General features: G+C 68.0%; 26 protein-coding genes. 11 read left to right on the top strand and 15 right to left on the bottom strand.

Annotated features, from left to right (window positions below; all coding sequences use genetic code 11):
• Positions 1-103: 103 nt before the first annotated feature.
• Both ACQEVO_RS01715 and ACQEVO_RS01720 read right to left on the bottom strand, forming a co-directional pair.
• Positions 104-901, bottom strand: a complete 798-nt coding sequence (locus tag ACQEVO_RS01715; RefSeq protein ID WP_432908114.1) for an ESX secretion-associated protein EspG — start codon at positions 899-901, stop codon at positions 104-106.
• Complete coding sequence (locus tag ACQEVO_RS01720; RefSeq protein ID WP_432908117.1) at positions 898-3,468, bottom strand: hypothetical protein; 2,571 nt, start codon at positions 3,466-3,468, stop codon at positions 898-900. The genes ACQEVO_RS01715 and ACQEVO_RS01720 overlap by 4 nt, the downstream gene beginning before the upstream one ends.
• 378 nt (positions 3,469-3,846) lie before the next feature.
• Here ACQEVO_RS01720 and ACQEVO_RS01725 point away from each other — a divergent pair, with 378 nt between their 5' ends.
• From ACQEVO_RS01725 to ACQEVO_RS01740, 4 genes are read left to right on the top strand one after another with little or no spacing between them, the layout of a single operon-like run.
• Positions 3,847-4,866: an ABC transporter substrate-binding protein gene (locus tag ACQEVO_RS01725; protein ID WP_432922243.1), complete on the top strand. Its 1,020-nt coding sequence runs from the start codon at positions 3,847-3,849 to the stop codon at positions 4,864-4,866.
• Positions 4,863-5,693: an ABC transporter ATP-binding protein gene (locus tag ACQEVO_RS01730; protein ID WP_432908119.1), complete on the top strand. Its 831-nt coding sequence runs from the start codon at positions 4,863-4,865 to the stop codon at positions 5,691-5,693. Before ACQEVO_RS01725 ends, ACQEVO_RS01730 begins: the two co-directional genes overlap by 4 nt.
• A complete protein-coding gene (locus ACQEVO_RS01735; protein ID WP_432908121.1) occupies positions 5,686-6,567 on the top strand; it encodes an ABC transporter permease in 882 nt (293 codons plus the stop codon). Before ACQEVO_RS01730 ends, ACQEVO_RS01735 begins: the two co-directional genes overlap by 8 nt.
• 10 nt (positions 6,568-6,577) lie before the next feature.
• Positions 6,578-7,915, top strand: coding sequence for an LLM class flavin-dependent oxidoreductase (locus ACQEVO_RS01740; protein WP_432908124.1), 1,338 nt, complete (start codon positions 6,578-6,580; stop codon positions 7,913-7,915).
• A gap of 173 nt (positions 7,916-8,088) precedes the next feature.
• On the opposite strand, the gene ACQEVO_RS01745 is transcribed toward ACQEVO_RS01740, so the two are convergent.
• Positions 8,089-8,445 (bottom strand): GntR family transcriptional regulator, encoded by a 357-nt coding sequence (locus ACQEVO_RS01745; RefSeq protein WP_432922246.1) that lies wholly within the window; start codon positions 8,443-8,445, stop codon positions 8,089-8,091.
• 2 nt (positions 8,446-8,447) lie between these two features.
• Positions 8,448-9,422 (bottom strand): hypothetical protein, encoded by a 975-nt coding sequence (locus ACQEVO_RS01750; RefSeq protein WP_432908126.1) that lies wholly within the window; start codon positions 9,420-9,422, stop codon positions 8,448-8,450.
• Between the two features lie 98 nt (positions 9,423-9,520).
• Here ACQEVO_RS01750 and ACQEVO_RS01755 point away from each other — a divergent pair, with 98 nt between their 5' ends.
• Positions 9,521-9,910 (top strand): TfoX/Sxy family protein, encoded by a 390-nt coding sequence (locus ACQEVO_RS01755; RefSeq protein WP_432908127.1) that lies wholly within the window; start codon positions 9,521-9,523, stop codon positions 9,908-9,910.
• A 36-nt stretch (positions 9,911-9,946) separates the two neighbouring features.
• On the opposite strand, the gene rsgA is transcribed toward ACQEVO_RS01755, so the two are convergent.
• The 3 genes from rsgA to ACQEVO_RS01770 form a co-directional block, all read right to left on the bottom strand.
• A complete protein-coding gene (gene rsgA / locus ACQEVO_RS01760) occupies positions 9,947-10,948 on the bottom strand; it encodes a ribosome small subunit-dependent GTPase A (protein WP_432922249.1) in 1,002 nt (333 codons plus the stop codon).
• Positions 10,945-12,255, bottom strand: coding sequence for a 3-phosphoshikimate 1-carboxyvinyltransferase (gene aroA / locus ACQEVO_RS01765; RefSeq protein ID WP_432922252.1), 1,311 nt, complete (start codon positions 12,253-12,255; stop codon positions 10,945-10,947). Before aroA ends, rsgA begins: the two co-directional genes overlap by 4 nt.
• A 79-nt stretch (positions 12,256-12,334) precedes the next feature.
• Complete coding sequence (locus tag ACQEVO_RS01770) at positions 12,335-13,840, bottom strand: aldehyde dehydrogenase family protein (protein WP_432908130.1); 1,506 nt, start codon at positions 13,838-13,840, stop codon at positions 12,335-12,337.
• Between the two features lie 184 nt (positions 13,841-14,024).
• Between ACQEVO_RS01770 and ACQEVO_RS01775 the strand changes: the two genes are divergently transcribed.
• Positions 14,025-14,885, top strand: coding sequence for an SOS response-associated peptidase (locus ACQEVO_RS01775; protein ID WP_432908133.1), 861 nt, complete (start codon positions 14,025-14,027; stop codon positions 14,883-14,885).
• 44 nt (positions 14,886-14,929) lie between these two features.
• On the opposite strand, the gene ACQEVO_RS01780 is transcribed toward ACQEVO_RS01775, so the two are convergent.
• The 3 genes from ACQEVO_RS01780 to ACQEVO_RS01790 form a co-directional block, all read right to left on the bottom strand.
• Complete coding sequence (locus ACQEVO_RS01780) at positions 14,930-15,235, bottom strand: hypothetical protein (protein WP_432908136.1); 306 nt, start codon at positions 15,233-15,235, stop codon at positions 14,930-14,932.
• Between the two features lie 125 nt (positions 15,236-15,360).
• Positions 15,361-16,053 (bottom strand): guanitoxin biosynthesis heme-dependent pre-guanitoxin N-hydroxylase GntA, encoded by a 693-nt coding sequence (gene gntA / locus ACQEVO_RS01785; protein ID WP_432908137.1) that lies wholly within the window; start codon positions 16,051-16,053, stop codon positions 15,361-15,363.
• A 391-nt stretch (positions 16,054-16,444) separates the two neighbouring features.
• A complete protein-coding gene (locus ACQEVO_RS01790; RefSeq protein ID WP_432908140.1) occupies positions 16,445-16,936 on the bottom strand; it encodes an aminoacyl-tRNA deacylase in 492 nt (163 codons plus the stop codon).
• A gap of 335 nt (positions 16,937-17,271) precedes the next feature.
• On the opposite strand from ACQEVO_RS01790, the gene ACQEVO_RS01795 reads away from it, so the two are divergent.
• Together ACQEVO_RS01795 and rsrA are read left to right on the top strand one after the other, a co-directional pair.
• The gene (locus tag ACQEVO_RS01795) at positions 17,272-17,955 is read left to right on the top strand and encodes a sigma-70 family RNA polymerase sigma factor (protein WP_280397537.1); all 684 of its coding nucleotides are present in this window, start codon (positions 17,272-17,274) and stop codon (positions 17,953-17,955) included.
• A gap of 20 nt (positions 17,956-17,975) precedes the next feature.
• A complete protein-coding gene (gene rsrA / locus ACQEVO_RS01800) occupies positions 17,976-18,242 on the top strand; it encodes a mycothiol system anti-sigma-R factor (protein WP_432922255.1) in 267 nt (88 codons plus the stop codon).
• Between the two features lie 130 nt (positions 18,243-18,372).
• Here the strand turns inward: rsrA and ACQEVO_RS01805 are convergent, their stop codons facing one another.
• Entirely contained in the window at positions 18,373-18,447 is a 75-nt protein-coding gene (locus ACQEVO_RS01805) for a 50S ribosomal protein bL37 (protein ID WP_022597109.1), read from the bottom strand.
• Positions 18,448-18,594: 147 nt separating this feature from the next.
• Between ACQEVO_RS01805 and ACQEVO_RS01810 the strand changes: the two genes are divergently transcribed.
• Positions 18,595-18,810, top strand: coding sequence for a biotin/lipoyl-binding carrier protein (locus ACQEVO_RS01810; RefSeq protein WP_432908141.1), 216 nt, complete (start codon positions 18,595-18,597; stop codon positions 18,808-18,810).
• Positions 18,811-19,184: 374 nt separating this feature from the next.
• A complete protein-coding gene (locus tag ACQEVO_RS01815; RefSeq protein ID WP_432908143.1) occupies positions 19,185-20,699 on the top strand; it encodes a sensor histidine kinase in 1,515 nt (504 codons plus the stop codon).
• A gap of 221 nt (positions 20,700-20,920) precedes the next feature.
• Here the strand turns inward: ACQEVO_RS01815 and ACQEVO_RS01820 are convergent, their stop codons facing one another.
• Together ACQEVO_RS01820 and ACQEVO_RS01825 are read right to left on the bottom strand one after the other, a co-directional pair.
• Positions 20,921-21,175: a WhiB family transcriptional regulator gene (locus tag ACQEVO_RS01820; protein ID WP_033243220.1), complete on the bottom strand. Its 255-nt coding sequence runs from the start codon at positions 21,173-21,175 to the stop codon at positions 20,921-20,923.
• A gap of 251 nt (positions 21,176-21,426) precedes the next feature.
• Complete coding sequence (locus ACQEVO_RS01825; protein ID WP_432922258.1) at positions 21,427-22,374, bottom strand: diacylglycerol/lipid kinase family protein; 948 nt, start codon at positions 22,372-22,374, stop codon at positions 21,427-21,429.
• 766 nt (positions 22,375-23,140) lie between these two features.
• On the opposite strand from ACQEVO_RS01825, the gene ACQEVO_RS01830 reads away from it, so the two are divergent.
• Positions 23,141-23,557: a hypothetical protein gene (locus tag ACQEVO_RS01830; protein ID WP_432908145.1), complete on the top strand. Its 417-nt coding sequence runs from the start codon at positions 23,141-23,143 to the stop codon at positions 23,555-23,557.
• Positions 23,558-23,737: 180 nt separating this feature from the next.
• On the opposite strand, the gene ACQEVO_RS01835 is transcribed toward ACQEVO_RS01830, so the two are convergent.
• Entirely contained in the window at positions 23,738-24,223 is a 486-nt protein-coding gene (locus ACQEVO_RS01835) for an N-acetyltransferase family protein (RefSeq protein WP_432922261.1), read from the bottom strand.
• Between the two features lie 80 nt (positions 24,224-24,303).
• Positions 24,304-24,903, bottom strand: coding sequence for an acid phosphatase (locus ACQEVO_RS01840; protein WP_432908147.1), 600 nt, complete (start codon positions 24,901-24,903; stop codon positions 24,304-24,306).
• Between the last annotated feature and the right edge of the window lie 58 nt (positions 24,904-24,961).

The following is a 24,961-nucleotide window of genomic DNA, read 5'->3' on the forward strand; positions in this document are numbered from 1 at the left end:
CGGCGGGCGCCGGCGGCGATGGACGGCGCAGCGGGGACCGCCCGGCGCCACCGATAACGGGCCGAGCCGCCTGCCGTTCGGCGGACCGGTCGGCCCGCCGGGTTCACTCCTCGTGCTCGAGATTGCGGTCCAGCCGCAGCAGCACCTCGTCGATCTGCTCCTGCACCCATTCGATCATTCGTTTGGTGCCCATCCCGGTAGCCACCTCGATGTCCTGGTTCATCGGAATCACATAGCGCCCGTCGCCGGGCAGATCCCGCCAGCGCATCCCCATATCGACTCGGCCGCGCGGCCCGAACATGGAGCGGCCCTGGAAGACCTGGATCGTCCCGGCGGCGGTCGCGGGCGTCGCGAGGAAAGCCGCACTGCGGTAGGCCTCGTCGTCCTCGGGTTCATCGTCGTCGGTGATCAGCGGGACGTACGGCCGGGCGTCCGGCACGGTGTCCGGATCGACCAGCGTGATCTGCTGCATCCGGCCGGCTTTCGCTTTCGGCAGCAGTGCCAGCACCGAATCGGCGAGGTCGTGCGGATCGCAGGCGGTCACATCGAATCCGCCGCTGTGCCAGACCGTTTCACCGGGACGCTGGGTGATCACGAATCCGCGGGCGCGCTGGCGGACCGCGTGCACCCGGGTCCAGCCGGTGGGCTCCTCGGGGTCCTGATCATCCCAGGCCTTCGCCATAATGGTGACATCCGGGCGCGAGATGGCGTCGGCCATCGCGTACAGATCGGAATCGTCGCGGTCGTGCAGCGCGCGCAGCGCTTCGGCCTTCTCGCCGCGGTAGTCCGCGGCCAACCGGGTCCGGCTGGTGTAGGTGAACGGGTCCGGTAACCCGCCCTGGCGGAATTCCTCACACAGCAGGACGAATTCGAGATCGGTCAACTCCCAGGTACGAATCACTGTTCGATCACCGGGCGCACCTTGGACGGCGTGTCGTCGAAAACCTCGTCCAGATTCTCCCGGGAGGTGAGGAACTCGCCCGGGGTGTGGTTACCGGTCTGCCCGGACGTACTGGCAGCGCCGGCACCCATTGCCGGTGACCCCATCATCGGCATACCCGGCATCCCACCCGGGCCCGAGCCGCCCGGTGCCCCCGCGGATCCGGCGAGTTCGAGGCCCGGGCCGGGGAGGGAGGCGCGGGGGAAGGGACTCGCGCCGGGCTCCGATCCCGGGTACGGGGCGAGAGCCCGGGGCGGCGAATCGCCGCCCGGCAGACCGGCCCCGCCGGGCACGCCGGCCGTCGCCGGCTCGGCTACCGGTGAATTCAGCAGTTCGCCCAGATGCTGCTGCAGCTGAGCCGGGTCGAGCATCTGCGCCAGTTGATCCATGCCCGGCATCGTGCCGGCGCCGTTCAGCGTGAACGCCTGGATTCCCTGGGTCAGCATATTCACGAGCCGGTCCAGGGCGTTCTGGCTCTGGCCGGTGGTGTCCCCGGCCGGGATCGCGCCGGTGTCTCCGCCGAGCAGGGCCGTCAGTGCGGGATCCGTACCGGCCGGTGCGGTGGGATCGGCGAGCGAGTACGGTGCACTCCCTTCCGTCCCGGCCGGGGTCCCATTGTCGCCGAACAGCGTGGAGTCGGTTCCGTACGGCGAATCCGGGGAGTACAGCTCTTCCAGGAGGGTCTCCCGCAATTCCTGCGGCATCTGGTCGACGGGGATACCGGTGATCTTCGCCAATGCGTCGGCAAGGGTCGGCGGTTTGCCGTCCTGGCCGGTGATCGGGATGTTCTTCAGGGCCTCGGGTAGATGCGCTTTGGGGATGCCGGTGAGCTTGCTGAGGACATCGGCAGCAGTGGGATTCTTCGGCATGGTGGTGCCGGTGACCGGGGTCGGAATCGGGGTGCCCTCGGTATCTCCGCTGTGCTCGCTCTCGGTCGGCTGCTGGTGGGTATCGCCGCCCGGCTGGTTGCCGGAGCCGTACCCGGCTTGGTCGTAGCTGGGGACATGGGGTGTACTTCCGCCGCCTTGGCTCTGGCCGCCTTGGCTGCCGCTCTCGCCGCCGCCTTGTCCGCCACCCTGGCTCTGGCCGCCGCCTTGGGCCTGGCCGCTACCTTGGCTTTCGCCCTGACCGCTGCCACTGCCTTGGCTCTCGCCGCCGCCTTGACCGCCGCCTTGGCCCTGACCGCCGCCTTGGCCTGCGCCTTGTCCGCCACCCTGGCCGCTACCACCGCCACTGCCCTGGCCATCGCCTTGACCTTGGCCGTTGCCTTGACCTTGACCTTGGCCGTTGCCCTGCTGCGAACCCGCCTCGAAGCCCTTCTCGTACCCGTCGCCGTAGCCCTCGCCGTACGCCTGTTCGGGGGTCTGCCCGCTGCCGCTACCGGTGCCGCTACCGCTACCGCTACCGGCACCGCCGCCGTTACTGCTGCTGTTCCCGCTGCCGCTGCCGCTGCCGCTGCCGCTCCCGTTGCCGTTGCCGTTGTTGGGGGGCGGTTTCGGCTCGGCGATCGGCCCCTCGATCACCGGCATTTCCCGCAGCGAGTTCCGCATACCTTCGGCGTAGTGCTTCTCCCACTCCTCGCGGTATCGCTGGAGTACGGCCTGTCTGACCGATTCGCTGTGGAACACGAAGTCTTCTTGCGGCATCGACATCTGGGTGCGGCGCAGCCATTCCGCGCTGTAGTGCAGGTTCTCGCTCATCGAGAACATCGAATTCCACAGCGGGGCGATCGCGTCCGAGTAGTTCTTCGTGGCCGTCCGAGCCCTGTCCGCGGCGTAACCGCGCCATTTGCCCTGGATGCCCTCGATGGCTTCCTCGAATTTCTGTAATTCCGTTCTGGTATGGGCGGCCAGTCGCCACCACGCCTCCGCATACGCCGCCAGCGCGAAAATTCCCCATCCCGTCTTCTCCGCGAGCCCGCGGAACTCCGGCATACCCAGCGCCGCACTGTTCTCCAACCCGACGGCATCCGGCGATATCGATTCCTGCCGGCCGACGTAGTCGTGCAGTTGATCGGGTACGTCGTAGGCGTCGAAGTACCGGAAGTCGTCCTGGGTTCCCGGTCGGCCGGCGTCGTGCGGTACTCCGTCGGGCAGATCGATATCGCTGTATCGGGAGTCGGCTACCGGGATCGTCGCCGACGACTCGGTGGGTACGCGGTAGTCGGCGAGCTGGTCGAGCGCGTCGGAGTTCTGTTCCTCGACCCGCTTGTAATAGAGCCCGGCCTGGACGAACGCGTTGGCCATTTCGGTGCCGATATTGATGTGGTCCTGCAGGACGACGGCCAGACGCTCGGCACGTTTGCTGTAGATATCGGCAAGTTGCGCGCTGGAGCCCAGCACACCCCCCGTGAAGTCGAGAACGTTGTTCAAGCCGTACTCGCCGACCGCGGCCTTCATGGCCATCAGCTGTTCGATCATCCGGCCGGCGGCGTTGGCGCCGGTGACCGCGGCGGCGGGATCGAAATACAGCAGGTTTTGGGATGCGTCCTGCTTCAGTCCGGCCCAGGTACCCGGCTCTTGCACCATCGGAACTAACCTTCCCTATCGGACATCGGCCCCGGCGCCGGGTTGTCCGCGCGTGGCGAATGCCTTCGGATTACACAGCAGAACATTGAACTTCCCATGGCGCACAGGGAAATTCGACACGATATCCCTGTTCCGGCCGGGCGTGATGGTCCGGTCGTCCGCCGAGTCCGCTGATCCGCCGCCCCTTGTACGCGGCCGCCGGCCGTCGCGGCGGTTCGACTCGCACTGACGCAAACGGTTCAGACTTCGTTCCCGCCGCCGCACCATGACGGCAGTCGAAACACTGTCGAAGGAATCGAAGCCATGTCAGGACGCCTGGAACCACGAGTGCCGTATCGGCCGCTCAGGTCGGTGGGGATCGCGCTGGTCACCGCCGTAATGCTGCTGCTGTGCGCCTGTGGTGCGGGCGGGGAGGCCGCCAGAACCGCGGACGGCAGGACCGTGCTGCGCTATCAGGGTTGGTCGGGTGACGTCCTGTTCCACGAACTGGCCGCCGACCTCGGCTACTTCGAGCAGGTCCAGCTGGAATGGGTCGGTGATACCACCAGCGGACCGCAGGACATCCAATCCGCCGCCACCGGGCAGACCGAGTTCGGTTCCGCGTTCAACGGCGCGGTCGTCAAACTCAATGCGGCGGGTGCCCCCATCACCTCGGTACTCAGCTCGTATGGAGCCGACGAGGGCGATTTCACCGGCTACTACGTGCTCGAGGACAGTCCGATCCGCTCGGCACGCGACCTCATCGGCAAGAAGGTCGGGATGAATACGCTCGGCGCGCACCACGAGTTCCTCACCCGGGAATGGCTCGCCCAGCAGGGGTTGACGCCGGCGGAGATCAAAACCGTGCAGCTGACCGTGGTGCCGCCGGTGAACACCGAACAGGCGCTGCGCGAAGGCCAGATCGATGTGGCCACACTCGGCAGTATCCAGCGCGAGGTGGCGATCGAACGCGGTGGTATCCGCGCGCTGTTCACCGACCGCGACCTCTTCGGTGCGTTCAGCTACGGCACCTATGTGATGCGCGACGATTTCATCGCCGCCAACCCCGAAGCGGTCCGCGATTTCGTCCAGGGCACCGCCCGCGCGATCCGCTGGACCCAGACCCGGCCGCGCGAGGAAGTGGTCGCCCGTTTCCTCGACATCATCCACAAGCGCGGTCGCACCGAGAGCGATCAGGCCATCAAGTACTGGCGCAGTTCGGGCGTCCCGGTGCCGGGTGCGGTGATCGCCGAGCGGGAGCTGCAGACCTGGATCGACTGGCTGGTCCGCAACGGCGAACTGGACGAGGGACAGCTGGCTGCCCGGGATCTCTACACCAACGAGTACAACCCCTACGCCAACGGCACCTACCCCGCCGACGGTGGCCCCGACGGACAAGCATTGGCCGGTGAGAAATGAGCAGCACACCCAAACTCCGCCTGGCTCAGGTGAGCAAGAAGTTCCCGATCCGGGGACAGAAAGCCGAGTTGACCGCGGTCGAGGACATCACGCTCGATCTCGCCGCCGGTGAATTCCTGGTCCTCGTCGGTCCGAGCGGATGCGGAAAGTCCACGCTGCTCGATCTGCTCGGTGGTCTCAGTACGCCCACGTCCGGGCAGATCCTGCTCGACGGGGAGCCGATCACCGGGCCGGGCCTCGATCGCGGAATCGTGTTCCAGCAGTATGCGTTGCTCCCGTGGCGCACCGCCCGCCGCAATGTCGAATTCGGGCTCGAAGCCAAAGGTGTGCCGCGTGCCGAGCGCCGGGAACGCGCCGAACACTATCTGGAACTCGTGGGGCTGGCCGGGTTCGCCGATCGCTATCCGCACGAACTGTCCGGCGGTATGAAACAGCGGGTCGCGATCGCACGCAGCCTGGCGTTCGACCCGGAGGTGCTGCTGATGGACGAGCCCTTCGCCGCGCTCGACGCGCAGACCCGGGAGTCGCTGCAGGACGAACTGCTGCGCATCTGGGAACGCACCGGGAAGACGATCCTGTTCATCACGCACGGGATCGACGAGGCGATCTACCTGGGCCAGCGGGTCGCCGTGCTCACCTCGCGGCCGGGCCGGGTCAAAACCGTCGTCGATATCGATATCGATCGCACGGCCGACGATATCCGCTCCGGCGCGGGCTTCCGGGAACTGCGCCACCGCATCTGGTCGCTGCTGCACGACGAGGTCGAACGCGCCCGCACGCTCGAACTCGCCGATATCTCGACCACCGAAGAGGTTCAGTATGTCTAGCGCACTCGCCACCGGAACTCTCGACAGCGCACCACCGGCCACCGAATCGCGGCCCGTCCGCGTCCGCACCGCCGTACCTGCCCGCAGCCGCGCGCCACGCTGGGGGCGGCGCGCCGGCGGGCTGGTCTGGCGGGTGGTGAAACCGTCGGTCGCGATCCTGGCGTTCCTCGCGCTCTGGGAGGCCGCGCCGCGCGCCGGCCTGGTGGACAAGGTGTTTCTGCCGCCGTTCACCGAGGTCGCGGCGACTTTCTTCGAGTTGGCCGGCAACGGTCAGCTGTGGGAGCACATTTCGACCAGCCTGTCCCGGGCGCTCACCGGTTTCGTGATCGCGGTCGCGTTCGCGGTACCGCTGGGGGTCGCGATCGCCTGGTACCGGCCGGTGGCCGATTTCCTCAACCCGGTGCTGGAGCTGTTCCGCAATACCGCGGCGCTGGCGTTGCTGCCGGTCTTCATCCTGATTCTCGGGATCGGTGAGACGTCCAAGGTCGCGCTGGTGATCTACGCCTGCGCCTTCCCGGTTCTGCTGAACACCATCTCCGGGGTGCGCACCGTGGACACGCTGCTGATCAAATCCGCCCGGTCGCTGGGCTTCTCGCAGTTCGCGATCGTGTACAAGGTGGTACTACCGGCCGCGGTACCGACCATTTTCACCGGTCTGCGGATGGCGGCGGCCTCCTCGATCCTGGTGCTGATCGCCGCGGAGATGGTCGGCGCGAAAGCCGGGCTGGGCTATCTGATCACCGCCGCACAGCTCAATTTCCAGATCCCCGATATGTACGCCGGGATCATCGCCATCGCGCTGGTCGGCCTGATTTTCAACGCGATTCTCGTATTCACCGAACGCCGGCTCTCGCGCTGGCGTGTGGCGCTCTAGCGAGGCACCGATGTCTGCACAGCTACATCTCAACGCCTTCCTCATGGGGGTCGGCCATCACGAGGCCGCGTGGCGGCATCCGCGGACGGATGCCCGCAATGTGGCGCGAGTGGGCTATTTCCAGGAACTCGCACGGACCGCCGAACGCGGCAAACTCGACTCGGTGTTCTTCGCCGATCTGCTGTCGGTGGGTGCCCGGATCGACCGCAACGCGCAGTCGATCTTCGAACCGATCACGCTGCTGACGGCGATGGCGGTGGCCACCGAGCGGATCGGTCTCATTGCCACGGCGTCCACCGGATACCACGCGCCGTACAACCTGGCGCGCGCACTCGCTTCGCTCGACGGGATCAGCGGGGGCCGGGCGGGCTGGAATATCGTCACCTCCGTGGGGGCCGACGAAGCCGCCAATTTCGGTTTTCCCGATGTGCCCGACCATGCCGGACGCTATCGCCGGGCCGAGGAATTCGTCGAAGTGGCCACAGCTCTGTGGGATTCGTGGGAACACGATGCCCTGGTTCTCGACACCGAGTCGGGAATCTTCGCCGACCCGGACAAGGTGCACACCGTCGACCACGTGGGGGAGCGGTTCACCGTACGCGGCCCGCTCAATGTACCCGCTTCGGTCCAGGGCCGGCCGCTGCTCGTGCAGGCCGGATCGTCGGAGAGCGGTAAAGATTTCGCCGGTCGCTGGGCCGAAGCGGTCTTCACCGCCCAGCGCTCGATACCGGAGGGACAGGATTTCTACCGTGATGTGAAGTCCCGCGCGGTCGCGGCCGGACGTGATCCGGACGAGATCAAGATCCTGCCGGGGATCGTGCCCTTCATCGCCGAATCCGAAGCGGCCGGGCGGCGGCTGGAACGGGAATTCACCGAGCTGATCTCCCCGGAGTACGCACTGCGCCAACTCTCCCAGATGGTCGGGGTGGACCTCACCGGATACCCGCTGGACGCGCCGCTGCCCCCGTTGCCGCCACTGGACCGGATCCAGGGCAACAAGAGCCGCTACCAGCTGGTCAAGGATCTGGCGGCACGGGAATCGCTGACCATCGGCGACCTCATCGCCGAACTCGGTGGCGGGCGGGGTCACCGCACCGTGGCCGGGACACCGGAACAGATCGCCGACGATCTGCAGCGCTGGTTCGAAGCCGGAGCGGCCGACGGTTTCAATGTGATGCCGCCGTACCTGCCGGGTGGCCTCACCGATTTCGTCGACCAGGTGGTCCCGATTCTGCAGGCGCGCGGGCTGTTCCGCACCGACTACACCGAAACCACCCTGCGCGGGCATTACGGTCTCGCCCCGCATATCGGCCGGTACGCCCCGGCGGTCGCGGGGGTCGGCAGGTAGTGGGGAGGTCGCGGTTGGCAGGCCACCACCGGGCGTTTCGGAGGTGACTGCCTTGCCGAACTGCCGCCGCTGCCACTGTCGAGTCGAGAACTTCGTTGCCGGTGGGCCGGTGCCGGTCGCGCTGCCGCCGGGCCGGGCCACGGACGGACCGAGGGAACGGTTGTTGCGCGGGTTCAGCGGGCGGCGGCCGTGCGGACGATGGCGATGAGTTCGTCCTCGTCGAGTCCGATATGCCGGGCGGCGGCGACAAGCCGGCCGGCGAGGTCGACCACCGCGGCCCGGCCCGCCGGGGTCCCGGCGCGGACCGTTGCGCCCCGGCCGCGGCGCAGTTCGATCAGGCCCTCGTCGCGCAGCCGCTGGTAGCCGGCGAGGACCGTGTGGATGCTGACATCCAGCGAGGCGGCGAGGTCGCGGGCGCCGGGCAACCGCTCGCCCGGAGGCGCTTCGCCATCGGCGATGGCCCGGCGCACGCAGGCGGCGATCTGGTCGGCCAGGGGTTCGGGGCGCGCCGGATCGACACGGATCAGCACCGTCACGCGGCCTTCCGCACGACACCGGCGAGTACCCCGGCACCGGTTTCGGCGTCGTCCACCGATACCGCGAACTGCCGGCCCGAACGTCGGGTCACCACGATGCCCGGGCCACCGCGCAGCACCACCGCGGTGGCGCCCGGGGTCAGCCGGAATCCGTATCCGCCGTACTGTGCGGGCGAGATATCGGTGGCGGTGACCTCGGTGATCTCAGCGGGTGCCAGGCGCCACCGCGGCCACCCCAGGAGACCGGTAGCGACGGTGAGCCCGCGCTGATCGACCACGACGCGCACCAGCGCGAGCTGGCCCGCGAAAATTCCCGCGACCACCGCGATCGCACCCACAGCGGGGTGTACGACGAAGCCGACCGCCACGCCGACCAGTATCGAGGACAATCCGGCCAGCAGCATCCACGGCGAGGTGGCCCGCCGCGACCAGCTGACGCGTTCCGTCCGCCCGATCGGGAGGGGTTCGGCGGGTGCGGGCACACCTGCCGCCACCGGGCTCTCCGGTGCGATGAGCCAGCCCCCGGCCCCGAACAGCACCGCGATCGCCGCCGCCACCGGAAACGTCCAGCCGGGCAGGGTGGCCTGGCCGGGGTCGACCAGGAAGAGATTGGCGCGGGTGGCCGCGAGCAGCAGCGTCCCGATCAGGGCGCCCACACCCCACGCGGTCGCGACCAGCAGCCGGTTGGGGTCGAGGGTCGTATCCGGCCGGCGAAGAGGCGCGCCCTTCCGGTTGGTGACCACCAGGATCGCGGCGAACAACGCGCCGGAACCGATGGCCAGTGCGGTGGCGATACCCATTGTCGCCACCCGCCCGGTGAAGCCGTCGGCACCGTTGGCGGTGAAGTGGGTGGCCAGCGGGTCGGGCAGATGATCGGCCGCGGTGGCCAGCAGGACGAGATTGGGTACGGCACACAGAATGGGCGGGAGCCCGGCCAGTAGGCCGAGCCGGAGCGCGCTGGGTCGTGTCACTGGTTCTCCTCGATTGTTATGTTTGAATCATAACAAAGGAATCAGTATTCCAGCGGCTCGGGGGCCGTTCTGTCGGTCGATACGCGCACACTGACCCCATGGCCTACGACGAAGAGCTGGCGGAACGTATCCGGGACGTCCTGGGCGCCGCGCCCGATATCGCGGAACGAAAGATGTTCGGCGGACTGGCATTCCTGTTCGGCGGGCATATGGGAGTTGTGGTGATGCGCGAAGGCGGTCTGATGATCCGCATGGCGCCCGCGGCGGCGGCCGCGCTGGTCGACGATATCCACGTCGCGCCGATGGTGATGCAGGGCCGGGAAATGGACGGCTGGTTACGGGTGCACGCCCGCGCTGTGGCGGAGGATTCCGCGCTCACGGAATGGGTCGGTCGCGGCGCCAGCTTCGCGCGGTCACTGCCACCGAAGAAACCGAAACCTGTCGAGCCGAAACCCACGCGGCCGGGAACCGCGAAGCCACGACGCTGAACCGGCGGACCATGTCCGGTGGTGCGGCGAGCCGGCTCACCAGGCTTCGTTGGAATTCAGCGCGACCAGCAGGCGGCGGATCGCGGCCACCCGGCGCTCCTTCTCCGGGAACTGGTCGAGAGCACATTCCGGATCGGCGGGCGGCCCGAGATGGGTGCAGCCCCGCGGGCAGTCCTCGATGGCCGCGGCGAGGTCGGTGAACGCGGCGATCACATCGTCGGGGGTGATGTGGGCGAGGCCGAACGAGCGCACGCCGGGGGTGTCGATCACCCAGCCGCCGCCCGGCAGTGCCAGCGCGACCGATTGCGTCGACGTGTGCTTGCCCTTCCCGACCCCGGACACTTCCCCGACCGCCCGTGCGGCATCGGGAACCAGCCGGTTCACCAGCGTGGACTTCCCGACCCCCGAATGCCCGAGGAAGCAGGTGAGCCGGCCGGTGAGCATTTCCAGAACGGGATCGATGGGATCATCGATCCCGCCGTACACAATACGCAGATCCAGATCGTCGAAATCGGCGGCGAATTCCGACTCCGCGGCCAGATCGTGTTTGGTCAGGCACAACACCGGGGTCAGGCCGCCGGCGAAGGCGGCGACCATCGCCCGTTCCACGAAACCGGTGCGCGGCGGCGGATCCGCCAGCGCTACGACGATGAAAAGCTGTTCGGCGTTCCCGACGACCACCCGTTCGAACGGGTCCGTGTCGTCGGCGGTCCGGCGCAGGACGGTACGGCGTTCGGTGACCCGCACGATCCGCGCGAGGGTATCGGGACGGCCGGACAGGTCGCCGACCACATCCACCTGATCCCCCACCACGATCGGGGTGCGGCCCAGCTCCCGGGCGCGCATGGCCACCAGCGGCCGGGCCGGATCACCGTCGAGGACACAACCCCAGCGGCCGCGGTCCACCGAGACCACCATCGCCGGCTGCGCGTCGCGGTGTTCCGGGCGGGTTTTGGTTCGCGGCCGCGAACTGCGCCCCGGACGCACCCGCACATCGGATTCGTCGTACGAGGCGCTGCTGCGGCCGCGGCGGCTCAGTGGGCCGCTCCCGGTGCGGCCGCTTCCGGGTCGAGCATCGACTCCCACAGGGCGACGAAATCGGGCAGGGTTTTGGCGGTGGTGCCGATATCCTCGATCTCCACCCCGGGGACGGCGAGGCCGAGAATCGCTCCGGCCGTGGCCATCCGGTGATCGGCGTAGGAGTGCCAGCGGCCGCCGTGCAGTGGTGCCGGGGTGATCTCCAGACCGTCCTCGGTTTCGGTGACCTGCCCGCCCAGACGGTTGATCTCGGTGGACAGGGCGGCGAGCCGATCGGTTTCGTGGCCGCGCAGATGGGCGATACCGCGCAGCCGCGATTCCGACTCCGCGAGTGCGGCCAGGGCGGCGACCGTGGGGGTCAGCTCGCCCACATCGTGCAGATCGATATCGATACCGGCCAGCCGGTCCGGGCCGGTCACCGTCAGGGCGCCGTCCGCGAACCCCGCTTCGGCGCCCATCCGCACCAGGATTTCCCGGATCACGTCACCGGCCTGCGTGGTCAGCCGCGGCCAGTGCGGGATGCTCACCTGTCCACCGGTGACGGCGGCGGCGGCGAGGAACGGGGTGGCGTTGGACAGGTCGGGCTCCACGGTCCAGTCGACCGCGCGGATCTCCCCCGGGGTCACGGTCCAGACCTGCTCGGCGCGCGGATCGGCGGGTGCCTCGACCGTGACATCGGCCCGGCGCAGCATCTCCACCGTCATCTCGATATGCGGCATGGAAGGCAGTGCGCCACCGGAATGCCGGACCACCACACCCTCGTCGAACCGGGCGCCCGACAGCAGCAGCCCGGAGACGAACTGTGAGGAACCGGAGGCATCGATGGTGATGGTGCCGCCGCGCAGTGATCCGTTGCCGTGGACGGTGAACGGCAGGGCGTCGCCGTCGATCGTCGCGCCCAGCCCACGCAGCGCGTCGAGGATGGTGCGCAACGGCCGGACGCGCGCGGCGATATCGCCGTCGAAGGAGCTGTTGCCCGTGGCCAGGGTGGCGACCGGCGGTACGAACCGCATCACCGTACCGGCCAGCCCGCAATCGATCTGCCCGCCCCGAAGCGGGCCGGGGGTGACGGCGAGGGTGTCGGCGTCACCGATGATCTGGGTGCCGAGAGCCCGCAGCGCCTCGATCATCAGGCCGGTATCGCGACTGCGTAGCGCCCCGGTGATGGTGGACGGACCGTCGGCGAGCGCGGCCAGGACCAGCGCTCTGTTCGTGATCGATTTGGAGCCGGGCAGGGTGACGGTCGCCTGCACGGGGGCGTCGACATGGGGCGCTGGCCAGAAACTCACCCGACCATCTTGGCGCATCGGGGTGACAGGCGCGCCGGTGGTGCTGCCGAGTGTGTCGCCGGGCACCACCGGCCGCCTGTTCATCTGTGCCGGAATATCACTTGTTGCGGCCGTGCAGCAGCGGCACCATCCGGCGCAACATCTTCATATTCGCCTGGGTGCGGCGGTAACTCATCAGTGCCATACCCGGGATGGTGAACTTCTGCACCGCGATCGAATGCGGCCGCGCGAACTCGCGCAGCCCCGGTTCGCCGTGGATGCGCCCGATACCGGAATCGGCGCTGCCGCCGAACGGCAGACCCGGGATGGCGGCGAAACCGAGCACCGAGTTCACCGAGGTCGCGCCGACCTTCAGGCGCCGGGCGATCTCGAGACCCTGTTTCTTCGAGTACACCGCCGAGGCCAGGCCGAAGGTGGTGTTGTTGGCCAGTTCGATGGCCTCGTCGATGGTGTCCACGGTGGTAACGGTGACCGTCGGGCCGAAGGTCTCCTCCTTGACGGCGGCGGAGTTCTCGTCGACATCGACCAGTACGACCGGTTCGATGTAGGGGCCCTTGACCGATTCCGGCCCGCCCAGCAGGGCTTTGCCGCCGCTGGCGAGTGCGGCCTCGATATGCCGTTTGACGATATCGATCTGGCTCGGCATGGTCATCGGGCCGTAGGCGGCGCCGGCGTCCGAACCCGGTTTCACATCCTTCAGGATCCGGGTCAGTTCGCTCAGGAATTCTTCCTTGACCGATTTGTCGACGTAGACGCGTTCGACTCCGGCGCACGTCTGGCCGCTGTTGGAGGTGGCGCCCCAGGCCACGGCGTCGGCCGCGGCTTTCACATCGGCGTCCGCCGCGACGATGACCGGATCCTTACCGCCGCATTCCAGCAGGACCGGGGTGAGGTTCTCGGCGGCCGAGGCCATGATCTTGCGACCGGTGGCGGCCGAACCGGTGAACGCGACCTTGTCCACGCCGGCTTTGACCAGCGCCGCGCCGGTGGCGCCGTACCCGTTGATCGCGACGAATACGCCCTCGGGCAGTTCGGGGTTGGCCTCGGAGAAGGCTCCGGCCAGGAAGTTGCCGATACCGGTGGAGAATTCCGACGGCTTGAACACGACGGTGTTACCGGCCGCGAGCGCGTAGGCGATGGAACCGTTCGGGGTGTACACGGGGTAGTTCCACGGGCCGATGATCCCGATGACGCCCAGCGGGCGGTATTCGATGCGAGCCGAGAAATTCGCCATCATCGGGCCGGACGGGATTTTCTGCGGCGAGAGCGTCTTCTTGGCGTGTTTGGCCGCCCAGGAGATATGTTCCAGCGCCAGCATCAGCTCGAGGAAGGCGTCGTCGACCGGTTTGCCGTTCTCGGCGTGGATGAGCTCGCAGAACTCGTCGGCTTTGGCGACGAGCCTGCTGGACCAGCGCAGCAGCGCTTTTTTGCGGCCGTCGAAGCCCAGGTCGGCCCAGACGGAGGTAGCGGCGCGGGCCTTGGCGACAGCCTCGGCGACCGCATTCTCGTCGGCGATCGGATAGGTGGCCAGCGTCGCGCCGGTGGCCGGATCGACCGAGGTCAGCACCGACGCTTTCTCGGTGGCTTTTTCTGTGGTTGTCACAGGGTCTCCTCTGCGGAAGTAGGGCGATAGCTGCGCGCGCGAACGGGCAGCCTGTGACCGCCTCGTCCCCGTTGAGAGAATGCTAAGACATAACTCTCAACACGTCACCTAGTACTAGCCCCATTGTCGTCCTCCGGGCGGGAATTGTCTCGATCTGTCGGTATCCGGTGCGAGGATCGGAAGTATGTGCGGACGCTATGCGACGACCACGAACCCGGGGCGCCTCGCCGCCGAACTGGACGCGATCGACGAAACCGGCCCCGCCGCGCCCGATATCCGGGCGAAAAGCGCGCCGGCGGCCGAGTCGAGTGCGCCCGCATCCGCGGCCGGTGGGCCGGAACGGCAGTGGGCCAATTACAACGTCGCCCCGACGACGCAGATCCTCACCGTGGTCGAACGGCACGACCACGACCACCCGCGGGACGCACCGAGCCGGCGGATCCGCCGGATGCGCTGGGGATTGATCCCGCACTGGACCAAAGCCGCCGAACCGGGCGTACCCGTGAAGGGAAAGCCGCTGTTCAACGCCCGCGCCGACAAGGCTGCGAGCCTGCCCTCGTTCCGTGACGCCGTGAAGTACCGGCGCTGCCTGGTGCCCATGGACGGCTGGTACGAATGGCTGGTCGAACCCGATCCGGCCGGTCCGGGCCGGGGGAAGAAACCGAAGGTGATCAAACACCCGTACTTCATGTCCCGGCCCGATGGTTCGCGGCTCTATATGGCGGGTCTGTGGTCGGTCTGGCGGGACCGCGCACTCGACGACGCCCCGCCCCTGCTGTCCTGCACCATCCTCACCACCGACGCGATCGGCGACCTGACCCGCATCCACGACCGCATGCCGCTCCCCATGCCGGAAGAGCACTGGGAAGCCTGGCTGGACCCGGACCATCCGGCGCCCGCCGAACTGCTGGAACCACCGAGCGAGGAACTGGTCGCCCAGATCGCGGCCCGCCCGGTGACGCCACTGGTGAACAGCGTGAAGAACAACGGCCCGGAACTGCTGGCCCCCGCCGACGGCCCGGCCGAACAGCCGACGCTGCTGTGAAACCGGCCGGTTCCGGGGCCGTGTCACCGGCCCCGGAACCAGGTTCAGCTACCGCCCAGCGGGCACTTGACGGCCGGGGTCGCGATACTCAGCCCGCACTTGAGCAGATCGGCACTGAGATCGATGGTTTCGGAGAGGATGCCACCACCCGCCTTCTCCGCACGCTCGGCCGGATCGTTCTCCGATTTGCCGTCGTCGGTGGCGCCGTCCTCACCGCCGAGCGGGTATTCGGCCGGAGCCGCGGCCGCGGACGCTGCGAACGGGCCGGTGAGCAGGGCGGGGGCGACAGTGAGTGCCGCGGCCGCGGATACGGCGAAGAACGCAGTGCGCAGTGGTTTGCGCGGGGACATATCGCATCACATCCTCGGGTCGGTCCATCGGTCGCTCACAAGTAACGCATACGTTGTGGCGCGTCCCGGGGTATCCACGCCCGGCGCGCGGGCGAGTCGCCCGGTTCCGGTGGGAGCGGCGGCGGTCAGCCGCCGGGCGCCGCGGCCAGTTCGCGTTCCGCCGCCGCGGGGCGGGCGGCGAACGGGCATTGCCAGTCCGGGGGTTTGGGGCGGCCGGAGTAGCGGCGGGCCTCGGAGAGCTTCTCGTACTCCAGCAGGTTGGGATTGATATCGCCCTGCAGCATGATGTCCTGCTTGCGGATCTTCTCGGCCAGCCGGTCCCACATCCCGGCCGCTTTGATCAGCCCGAACTGTTCATGCGAGTTGAACGCCAGCGTCGGGAACGGCGGCCGCCGGCCGAACCGCCGGTGCGTCTCGTGCAGCCCGATCACGAAGAACGGGTGGCCCGCCACGCTGTAGCCGAACTCGCCGGACTGCGGGTCGGCCGAGTATCCGGCCGCCCACCCGTAATTGTCCGCATCCGCCTCGTGCAGCAACTGCAGGTGCTGCCACAGCAACTCCTCGAAACGCAACTCGTCCACCCCGCGGGGCTGCTCGAAGGTGGCGACGAAGCTGGTGAACTTCCGCGGATTCCAGTCCGCGGCGCCGACATACTCGGCGAGATCGAGGGCCATCAACCGAGCCGAATCCTGCCCACCCAGCACGTCGTAGTGGCGGTGGGTGATACCGCCGCGGCGCCAGGCGGAGCGGCCCGCCAGACAGGCGAAGCGGTCTCCGAGCAAAAACTTCTCCAGCTCGGCTCGCGCGTCCGTCGTCAATCCGGTGTTCCTTTCAACCACGTAACTCTCGTTCGAAGGCGGGTTCACCTGGTGAATTCGCCCGCCTCGACCGCACTGCGCCGCCGATCCTGTCAGCCGATCGGCACCTCGCGCGAATCGAGCGGATCGGTCCCGGCGACGGTGGTCCTGCTACGGAGCAGCAAACGGTCCCGTGGGCATGCCGCGGATCACAGTATCGGCGCCGCCCGGCCCCTCGGACGGTGCTCGGATCCTCCCCGCGGCCCGCCCGGTGGACCTGGTCCTTCGGATCGGAAGCGGGTTCGCCGGGACCGCGCCCACCGGACCGGTGATCGCCACCCGGCTGCTCAGCGCGAAGCGGCGGGCCGTCTCCGGTTCGGTGCGGGCAACACTGCTACGGCCCCGAGCGGGGTCAGGCGGTGACCGGCGCGGTGACGGCGCCGGCCAGCCGGATCAGATCGGCGGGTGCGAGTTCGATCTCCACGCCGCGCTTACCCGCGCTACAGAAGACTGTTTCCCAGTTCGATGCGGAGGCATCGATCACGGTCGGCAGACGCCGGCGCTGCCCCAGCGGCGAAATCCCGCCGAGTACATATCCGGTGGTGCGCTCGGCTTTCGTCCGGTCCGCCAGCGTCGCTTTCGGAGCCCCGAGCGCCGCGGCCGCCGCTTTCAACGACAAGGTCGCGGGTACCGGCAGCACCGCTACCGCGAGCGATCCGGTGGACAGTTCCAGAACCAGCGTTTTGAAGATCTGCCGGGCATCTGTTCCGAGCCGCGCGCACAGCACGTCGACGGCCTCGGTGCCGTAGGACCCGCTCCGCGGGTCGTGGTCGTAACTGTGCACGGTGTGCCCGGCCCCGTCCGCGACCAGCGCGCGGATCGCCGGTGTGGCGCCTGCTGCCATGGACAGCACCATAGCGGGGAGCGGAAGGTGGTCCGTCGCGGCCGCGGCGCCGGACCGGAGATCCGCACGGCACGGTCCCCGCCGGCGCACTCGAATCGGCTTTGCCGTGGTCGGGAACAGTTCGCGTGCACTGCGGGTTGTACGCGGCAGATACCGCACCGGGCGGGCCCGCAACGGCCACCGGTGCACACCCTCGTCAGAGCAAAGGAGCGACGGTGCCAGTTCTTGTCGAACAACGCCCGATCACGCATGATCCGGCCCCGGCGCGCACGCGGTTCTTGTCCGAGTTCACACTCCCGGTAGATTTGGCTGGTGAACCGATCGAAGGGACACGTGTGACGAGCGAGGACGACGTGGCGACCGGAACCGGCGCCGACGAGCGGCCTGCCGACCAGCCGGAAACCGGCGCCGAACTGGACCGGCGGTTCGAGCGGGATGCGCTGCCCATGCTGGACCAGCTCTACGGTGCCGCGCTGCGGATGACGCGTAACCCGGCCGATGCGGAGGACCTGGTTCAGGAGACCTACGTCAAGGCCTATGCCGGCTTCAAATCCTTCAAAGAGGGCACCAACCTGCGGGCCTGGCTGTATCGGATCCTCACCAACACCTACATCAATTCCTATCGCAAGAAACAGCGCCAGCCCGCGCAATACCCCACCGACGAGATCACCGACTGGCAGCTCGCCGCCACCGCCGAACACAGTTCGACGGGTCTGCGCTCGGCCGAGGTAGAGGCTCTCGACGCGCTGCCGGACGACGACATCAAGGCCGCCCTCATCCAGTTGCCCGAAGAATTCCGGATGGCGGTGTACTACGCCGATGTCGAAGGTTTCCCGTACAAGGAAATCGCCGACATCATGGGCACACCTATCGGTACGGTGATGTCCCGGCTGCACCGCGGCCGGAAACAGCTGAAGGGTCTGCTCGCCGACGTGGCCCGCGAACGCGGGTTCCACCGCACCGGCGAGTCCGGGAATGCCGATACCGCCACCGAGGTGCGCCAGGAGGTCAAGCAGTGAGCACCGAGCATGACCCCGATATGGAGCTCGACTGCACGGCGGTATTGGCCGATGTGTGGCTGATGCTGGACGGCGAATGCGACGACCGCACCCGCGAACGTCTCCAGCACCATATGGACCACTGCGCCCCGTGTATCGAGGCCTACGGTATCGAAGAGAAGATCAAAAGCCTGCTCAGCCGTAAATGCGGCGGTGACAAGGCCCCCGACTCTCTGCGTGAACGTCTCATGGTGGAGATCCGCACCCGCTCGGTGAAGGTCACCAGCGAAGAGAGCCCCGCCGAATAGGCCGCGCCCCGCGTCGCCGAACCCGCGCCGTATCCGCTGTGCGCCGCGGCGGCGAAGGTCTTCCGGAAAGCGACAACCCGCGCTCCCGAAGGAGCGCGGGTTGTCCCGTTCCCGTATCTGTGCCGGCGGCTCAGGCGTTGGGACGTTTGCCGTGATTGGCGGCGTTGCCCTTACGACTGCGCTTCTTGCGGCCACGCTTACCCATGGGTAGCTCCCTCCTGGGGACTTTTCCCGCGACTGCGGGGAGTACATGTTGATCCCGACCATTGTTTCACGTGTGATTGGCTGTACCGACGGCGGTACGCCCGGTGGCGGGCCCCGGTATCGGAACAAACCTATTGAACGAGGTGTCATGGCGGAAGAAGTGCGGGCGGAAATGGTCTCCACGGTGCTCACCGTCGAAGTCGAGGTCGGCGACCAGGTCGTCACCGACCAGACCCTGGTGCTGCTCGAATCCATGAAGATGGAGATCCCGGTGCTCGCCGAGGCCGGCGGCGCGGTCTCCTCGATCGCCGTCGAACCCGGCCAGGTGCTCCAGGCGGGCGACCTCATCGCCGTGATCGATTAGACGTTCCGGCCGCTTCCGGTTGGGCGGGGCTCACCCCCCGGATCTTGGCCGCCGGCGCGGTCCGCGTCGCCCTTGAACAATGGTTACAGCGGCCTGCCGCTTCCCTGGCGGCCCCCGGCCTGGTGGTCCCGTCCGGATCGCTGCCCGGCCTCCTCCACGCGGCCCTGGCCCCGCTGGAACCCGCGTTCGACGCAGCCGAACAGACCGCGGGCTCCGCATGACGTGTCCCTTCGGATACAGCCTTCTCATCCGGACGCGTACTCAGGGCTGATCACGGCCCGCTACTCACGCCGCACAAGGCCGCTGCGGTTCCGAGCCCGCACCGTCCCCGACGCGCCCGGCGGCGGCGCCGAGTCCTACGCCAGAATGACCTCATGTCCACACTGAGTGATCTGCTGGCCGAGCACACCGATCTACCCGGGGTGGCGGTGGATCATCTGCAGCGGGTGGTGGGGGATTGGCAACTGCTGGCGGATCTTTCGTTCGCGGATCTGCTGCTGTGGGTGGGGGCGGGGCCGATCGACGACGGGGCCGATATCGTCTGCGTCGCGCAGTGCCGGCCGACGACCGCGCCGACCGTTCATCTCGAGGATCTTGTCGGGACCGTCGCCCGCAGGTCGGAGCACTCTCAGGTGTTCGACGCGCTGCTCAGCGGGGAGACCGTGCGGACCGACGCCGAAGGGGAGGCGCAGGGCGTCTACCACCCTTACCCGGTGCAGGCCATCCGGGAGGCGATTCCGGTGCGGTGCGGTGACGATGTGATCGCCGTACTCAGCCGCGATACCGACCGGCAGCGTTCGCGGGTGCGCAGCGGCCTGGAGATCGCCTATGTGGCGTGTGCCGACGATCTGTGCCAGATGATCGCGGACGGTACCTTCCCGACCACCGAGGACCGGGCCGCCACCCATTCCAGTCCGCGGGCGGGGGACGGGTTCATCCGGCTCGACACCGAGGGCATCGTCACCTACGCCAGCCCGAACGCGCTGTCGGCGTATCACCGGATGGGGTTGCAGGCCGATCTGGCGGGGCAGGATCTGGCGACCACCACGCGGTCGCTGATCACCGACCCGTTCGATGCGCAGGAAGTGGTGGGCGATATCCAGGCCGCGCTGGCCGGACGCACCGGGCGGCGGATGGAGGTGGAGGCGCGGGGCGCGACCGTACTGTTGCGCACACTGGTGTTGCGACCGCACGGTGAGCTCGCGGGGGCGGCGGTGCTGGTGCGCGACGTCACCGAGGTCAAGCGGCGCGACCGGGCGCTGCTCAGCAAGGACGCCACCATCCGCGAGATCCACCACCGGGTGAAGAACAACCTGCAGACCGTGGCCGCGTTGCTGCGGTTGCAGGCGCGGCGCACCGAGAACGAGGAGGCGCGGGTCGCGCTCACCGAATCGGTACGCCGGGTCACCTCCATCGCGTCGGTGCACGAGATGCTGTCGATGTCGGTGGACGAGGAGGTCGATCTGGACGAGGTCGTGGACCGGCTGTTGCCGATCATGGCCGATGTCGCCACCGTGCACACCGCCCGGATCACCGTGCGCCGGGCGGGCTCACTGGGCGTTTTCTCCGCGGAGCGGGCCACACCTTTGGTGATGGTGCTGACCGAGCTCGTGCAGAACGCCATCGAGCACGCCTTCGACGGCGGCCAGAACGGTACGGTCACCATTCGTTCGGAGCGGTCGGCGCGCTGGCTGGATGTGATCATCAGCGACGACGGTCGCGGCCTACCGCCCGGATTCAGCCTGGAATCGTCGGACAGTCTCGGATTGCAGATCGTGCGCACGCTGGTGACCGCGGAATTGGGCGGGTCGATCGGGTTGCATCCCGGTACCGATATCGGAACGGACGCGGTGCTGCGGGTGCCACTGGGGCGGCGTGCGGCACGTTGATACCTGACGGAAACTCGCCGGTTTCAATTATGCATACCGAAGATCAGCTGTGGTGGAGAACACCGCATAACTATTATCGGGCGACATTCCGGCAAATTCCGGACCGGTCCGGATAAGGCCCCTGAGAAACTTCGGCCCGGCACCAGATCAACTGGTGCCGGGCAATCCACGACTCTCCGGGCCGGGGCTGGAAAAGGTCCGGTAGTCGCTTCCCCGCGTTCTCAGACAGCCGTACGAGTGCGGGTGCGCGCATTGCGGCGTTTGAGTGCCCGCCGCTCGTCTTCGCTCATACCGCCCCATACACCGGCGTCCTGCCCGGAACCCAGAGCCCAGGACAGGCATTCGGCGGTAACGGGGCAGCGGGCGCAGACCAGCTTGGCATCGGCAATCTGCGCGAGCGCAGGACCACTGTTGCCCACCGGGAAAAACAGCTCAGGGTCCTCATCGCGACAGATGGCCTTATGGCGCCAGTCCATTCCTTCTGCTCCTTTGTAGGGCGCCACAGGGCGCCGATCGGTTGCTGGATCGTTCACTTGTGCGAACTGAATGTTTCCGCACGGTTGCTTGTGAATGCTTTCACGAACACCGTAGATGTCAATAGGTATCCGACGCACCGTGGGGAAGCTCACGCACTGAAGGCCCCACGAGGAGACCTGCCGCAGTCCTTTTTACTCGCCTACGCCGATTTCCGCAGCACAAACGGGATCTATTTCCCGGATGCGCCACTTCATACCGGTCGCGGAGCGACCACATCGAGGACGTCCGGCACAGCGGTGAAATCCACCACGTCGCGCCTGCCGATGAAGTCGCCGTCGATTTGCAGGCCGATCGGCTCGGCACTCGTTATGCGCACCGACGGAACATCGTCGTCACGAAAGAGCTTCCGCGACTTCGGCTCGGAGTGTGACGACAGCAGTTGTGTCGCCAGGCGCAGTGTAGGCAGTAACGCCATGGTTCGCACGGCGAACACTCCGAGACCGGTTTCGAACCTCGTACCGGGATTGGTACGTACCGGTGTCGCATTCAAATAAGTCCACGGGCTCGTGTTGGTGACGAACGCGTAATGCACACCGGAAACGGGTTCGCGACCGGGTACGTGCACGGTGACCTCCGGCAGCGCCCGCTTGGCCCGGAAGAATTGGGCCACGGTGGTGCGCAGATAGCGGGCCGGCGTGGCGGAACGGCCCTTGGCGCGGGCGGCGTCGATCGCGGCGCACACCTCGGCGTCGAGCCCGACCCCGGCGCTGAAACAGAACCAGCGGTCGTCGGTGATGCCCAAGCCGATGCGGCGGTCGCCGTCCCCGGCCTTGAGCAGGTCGATCAATTGATTGGTGGCTGCCACCGGATCGGGCCGGATATCGAGCGACCGCGCGAACACATTGGCCGAACCCCCGGGGATGATGCCCAGCCGCGGCCGCCACGCCTGCCCGTCGTCGACCTGCGGCAGCGGCACGAATCCGTTGATCGTCTCGTTGACGGTCCCGTCGCCACCGTGCACCACGATGAGATCCATCTCGTTGGTCGCCGCCCACTGCGCCAGCTCCGCCGCATGACCGCGATGCTGGGTATGCGCCACCGTCAGCTGGGTCCGGCTCTCCAGCGCATGCGCCAGCAGATCGCGGGTAGCCGCAGTGGTAGAGGTCGCATTCGGATTGACGATCAACAACGTCCGCACCTCAGCACTGTATATATTGCGCGCTGGCGCGCGCGGGTTCTGGCCCCCAAAGTCCCTGCTGTCAGCGCTCGACACTCGCGGCTGCGCCGCATCGCATCGAGCGCTGACAGCAGGGACGGGCCAGAACCTCCAAGGGCCTCGTATGACTCGGCACCGCCGTGGTTGCGTTTCGATTTCGGGTTATGTGAACCGCTGAGGGCCTCGTAAGACTCGGCGCCGCTGCGGTTGCGTTTCGATTGCGGGTTATGTGGACATCGGGGGCCTCGTGAGACTCGGTGCCGCTGTGGTTGCGTTTCGATTGCGGGTTATGTGAACGTCGGGGGCCTCGTGAGACTCGGCGCCGCCGTGGTTGCGTTTGGTTCCGGGGTTATGGGAACCTTCGGGGCCTCGCGGGGCTCGGTGCGGCCGGTGATCGCATTGGTGACGGGGTGTGTGGACTTGCGAGGGTCTCGTAGGGCTCGGCGCCGCCGTCGTTGCGCTCGATTTTCGGGTGGTATGAACTTCCCAGGTCCGCACTGGACTCGGCGGCGCCGATCGGCGCCTGCTACGGGGCGAACAGGTGGCGGAGCGTACCGCTGGGCTCCGCCGTCGAACAGGTGTCGCAGGGTCTTCCGGCTTCTTGCCGGGCTGCCGCGTTGAGGGGCATGTTCGGGCGGTGGTGTTCCGCATCGGGGGATCCTCGGCATCGGTGGTGCGAGGTGTGCGTAGTGCCACGGGCGGAAGATGCGGCGGGGGGTGCGGCGGATAGGCAACTTAAGCTGGCGGAGTGGTCGAGCGAAAAGACGTGGGCGTGCCCGGGACTGTTCGGGGAGCGGGCGGACTGGTGGCGCTGGAGGGTGCCGTCGCGGTGACCGTCGCGGCGGTGCTGATCGTGCGGGCGCTGCTGGGGCACAAAGAGGACGCGATCAGCGGCTACGGCACGGCCATGTGGTTCGGCATCCTCGGTGGTGCGGTGCTCGCGTCCGGGGTCGGGCTGCTGCTGGGACAGCGGTGGGGGCGGGCGATCGCGGTGATCACCCAGTTGCTGCTGCTGCCGGTGGTGTGGTCGTTGCTGTTCGGGTCGGGTCAGCCCCTGCTCGGTACCGTGCTCGGCATCGTCGCATTGGGGGCGCTGGGGTTGTTGTTCGCGCCGCCGACCTCACGCTGGGCGGCGCAGGAGTACGGGGTCACCGGGGAGGAGTGAGCCGTCCGGCCGAGCGCTTCGGACCGGCCGCCGATACCGCCGGTACCGGCTCACGGCGCGTATATCGCCTTGCCGGCCGGCGGCTTTGCATTCGTGACCTCGGACCTTCCCCGCGACCACCTTCCCGCGCGTCCGCGCTGCCGGCGGTTCGTACGCGGGGTGTCGGCACCGCGCGCTACGTCAGTGCTCTCTGTTCGCCGTGGCGGCCAGTTCCGCCAGGGCGGCGCCGGTGAGGCGGTAACCCACCCAGTCGTCCTGCACTTGCGCGCCCAGGGATTCGTAGAAGCCGATCGACGGTGTGTTCCAGGTGAGGACCGACCAGCTCACCCGGCTGTAGCCGCGGGTGTGTGCCTCGTGGGCGAGGGCGGCCAGCAGGGCCCGGCCGAGCCCGGTGCCGCGGGCCTGCGGCCTCACGTACAGGTCTTCGAGGTATATCCCGTGGACACCGTCCCAGGTGGAGAAGTTCCGGAACCAGATGGCGCAGCCCGCCACCGTGTCGTCCAGGAGTGCCACATGGGCGAAAACGGCGGGATCGGGGCCGAACAGCGCGGTGTGCAGTTGCCCGGCGGTGAGGGTGCACTCGTCCCGGGCTTTCTCGTACTCGGCCAGGTCGTAGACCAATTCGACCAGTGCGGGTACATCGCCGGGTTCGGCACGACGGATCACCGGGGTCGCGGACACGGGAACTCCTCGTTCGGATTCACGGACAGGTGTGCCGGGCGAGCCGGCGGAGGGCCGGGGAGTACTCATTCGGGTTCCGGCCGGAGGTTGTGCGCCCACAGCGTCGGATCGGAATGTTCGTAACCGAGCACGCTGACCCCGGCGGTGGCCAGCGCGAACCGGCGGCCCTCCCGGACCGGGAAGCCGAGCCAGCGGGCGATCAGCGCGCGGGAGAAGTGCCCGTGGCCGACCAGCACCACATCGCGGCCGGCGAGTGCGGTCCTGGCGGCGTCCAGTACACGATCGGCCCGTGCGCCGATATCGGCCGCGGATTCGCCGCCCGGTACCGCGCCCGTCCAGATCGTCCAGCCGGGATCAGTGGTGTGGATCTGCGGGGTGGTGCGGCCTTCGTACTCGCCGTAATCCCATTCGGCGAGGTCCGGTTCGACCCGTGCGCCGGTGAGCCCCGCCAGTTCGGCGGTACGCCGGACCCGTTCCCGCGGGCTGACCAGTATCAGCGGGTCGCGTAATCCCAGTCCCGCGACAATCGGCCCGGCCGCGGTGGCCTGGCGCTCGCCGGCCGCGGTGAGTGGGAGATCGGTGCGGCCGGTATGCCGGTGCTGTGCCGACCAGCTCGTTTCACCGTGGCGGACCAGCACCACGCGGGCATTCTCGGAGCCGGGCATGAGCACCATGATGCCCGGCGCGAACCCGCCGGCTCGGGCCGGGCCGGTCACCGGCATA

This window comes from Nocardia sp. CA-290969, from assembly GCF_050936135.1.
Classification (GTDB): domain Bacteria; phylum Actinomycetota; class Actinomycetes; order Mycobacteriales; family Mycobacteriaceae; genus Nocardia.